The organism is Pseudomonas sp. P5_B2, assembly GCF_056400445.1.
The window spans coordinates 1-2,679 of record NZ_JBFULH010000675.1 but is presented as its reverse complement, the minus strand read 5'-3'; the positions used below and the strand labels follow the sequence as shown (position 1 = coordinate 2,679).

Genomic DNA, 2,679 nt, shown 5'->3' with positions numbered 1-2,679 from the left:
GCCTGGCGCAGGGCCAGCCAGCTCTCGATCACGGCTTGCGGCGCATTGCAATCGAGGATCAGGAACGGCGCACCCGTGGCCTCGGCGATTTTTGCCGCGCCGTCGCGCTGGTCGCGCTTGAGGTAGGTGGCATCGATCACCACCGGGAAACCGGCGCGCAGGATGATTCCGGCAATCTCATGCAGACGGCTGTAGGTGGTGGCGCTGGCGTCGGCACTATAAATGCCGGCTTGCGGTTCATTCGCTACGGTTTGTTCGCCAAACAGACGCTTGCGTTCCACGTCCGAGCGCAGGCGAATGGCCCCCAAGGCTTCGACCAGACGCATGGCGACGTGGCTCTTGCCGACCGCGGACACGCCGTGGGTAATCGCCAGGAAACGCGAAGGAATGGTGCTGTAGCTTTCCGCGAGGTTGGCGTAGTTTCGGTACTGGCGCAGGGTCGTGGCGCGCTGCACCGGGTCGGCTTCGGCCGGCATGCTGAACAGGCTGACCTTGGCGCGAACCAGTGCGCGGTAGGCTTTATAGAAGTTCAGCAGTTCAAGGCCTTGGTAGTCCCCGGTCAGCTCCAGGTATTGGCTGATGAAACGGCGTGCGAGGGACTTCAGGCCACGGTCTACCCTCGGCCTTGCGCTGGGCGAACAGTGGCTTGAGGCGTTCAAAGCTGCTTTCGGCCCAGGCTTGCAGGGCGTCGAGTTGCAGCAGATCAGTCTTGTCGCTGAGGAACGGGCGGATCTGTTCGAAGTTCTGGCGCACCGGTGCCATCACGCTGTCCGGGGTGCCGGCGTCGTGTTCGGTTGGGACTTTCGGCGCGTTGAGGTGGAATTGAGCGATCTGCGCGGCCATCTCGTCGATGTGCGCGGTGGTCAGTTCGCCATTGGCCTGCAGGGTGCTGAGCAGCTGGCTTTGTGGAAATTGACGCATTTTCAGGGCGAAATCGACGACCGGGCCGTCACCGCCCAGTTGTGGTGCTTCGGCGCTGCCGGTGATTGGCAACACTTCCAGATACAAATCGTTGGTCAGGCGCTGGTTCAAGCGCAGTTCTTCACCACAAAAGTGCTCGCGGGCGTCGAGGTTGGTGAAGTCGAGGAAGCCGAAATTCACTGGCTTCTTCACTTTATAAGCAAAGGGGCCTGTGAGGATGACCCAGGAAATATGGGTTTCGATGACCTGGAACCCGTCTACCGGATGCGGATAGAGGGCCGGGTTTTGCAGAGCGGCGATCAGGGACTGGCTCACAGGCGATCCTTCAGAGTCTGGGGAAAATTCAAGGCCGCCATTATGGCCGCAAGTCCGCCTGACGCAAACCTCGGAGGGCGTCTGTCGAGTCTGAATAAAGTGCGTATAATCCGCCGCCATGACTCGTACCCGATCCCCCCGCACTCCAAAAAAACCACCTTCCAGGGGCCTGAGCCCGTGGCTGGGCTGGGCCCTTAAACTCAGTCTGGTCGGGCTCGTTGTGCTCGCCGGATTTGCGGTTTACCTCGATGCTATCGTCCAGGAAAAATTCTCCGGCAAGCGCTGGACCATCCCGGCCAAGGTGTATGCGCGCCCGCTCGAGCTGTTCACCGGCCAGAAGCTGAGCAAGGAAGACTTCCTCACCGAGCTCGACGCCTTGGGTTATCGACGCGAAAGCGTGAGCAATGGCCCGGGCGCTGCATCGGTCAACGGCAATACCGTCGATTTGAATACCCGTGGCTTCCAGTTCTATGAAGGCCTGGAGAAACCTCAGCCCGTGCGCGTGCGTTTCTCCGGTGACTACGTGGCGGAGCTTTCGGCGACCAACGGTTCGAAGCTGTCGGTGGTGCGGCTGGAGCCGCTGATGATCGGCGGGATTTACCCGAAAAACCTGGAAGACCGCATCCTGATCAAAATCGATCAGGTGCCGCCTTATCTGCTGGAAACCCTGATTGCCGTAGAAGATCGGGATTTCTATAGCCACTGGGGCGTGTCGCCCAAGTCGATTGTCCGAGCCGTCTACGTCAACACCTCTGGCGGCAAGATGACCCAGGGCGGCAGTACGCTGACACAACAGTTGGTCAAGAACTTCTACCTGACCAGCGAGCGCAGCCTGTCGCGCAAACTGACCGAAGCCATGATGGCGATGTTGCTAGAGTTGCATTACGACAAACGAGAAATTCTTGAGGCTTACCTCAATGAAGTGTTCGTCGGTCAGGACGGCCAGCGTGCGGTTCACGGTTTCGGTCTGGCCAGCCAGTTCTTCTTCGGTCAGCCGTTGTCCGAACTGAAGCTACATCAGGTTGCGATGTTGGTGGGGATGGTCAAGGGGCCGTCCTACTACAACCCGCGCCGCAATCCTGAGCGGGCGCTTGAACGGCGCAATCTGGTGCTTGATGTCCTTGAGCAACAAGGTGTCGCCACCGCTGAGCAGGTCGCTGCCGCGAAGAAAATGCCACTGGGTGTGACAACGCGCGGCAAGCTGGCCGACAGCTCATTCCCGGGTTTTATCGATCTGGTTAAACGCCAGTTGCGCGAAGACTACCGCGACGAAGACTTGACCGAAGAGGGTCTGCGGATCTTCACCAGCTTCGACCCGATTCTGCAGATGAAAGCCGAAGCCTCCGTCAACGACACGTTCAAGCGTCTCTCCGGTCGCAAGGGTTCCGATGAAGTTGAAGCGGCCATGGTCGTGACCAACCCGGAAACCGGAGAGGTCCAGGC

The 2,679-nt window shown here is 59.7% G+C and carries 1 protein-coding gene and 1 pseudogene; one reads left to right on the top strand and one right to left on the bottom strand.

The annotated features are described in order from the left end of the window. A pseudogene (locus tag AC1DRJ_RS25490) lies at positions 1–1,236 on the bottom strand (bifunctional aminoglycoside phosphotransferase/ATP-binding protein); the annotation flags it as partial. Between the two features lie 118 nt (positions 1,237–1,354). Here AC1DRJ_RS25490 and AC1DRJ_RS25485 point away from each other — a divergent pair. Further along, the coding region (locus AC1DRJ_RS25485; RefSeq protein ID WP_477804596.1) for a transglycosylase domain-containing protein at positions 1,355–2,679 on the top strand (1,325 nt) is incomplete at its 3' end.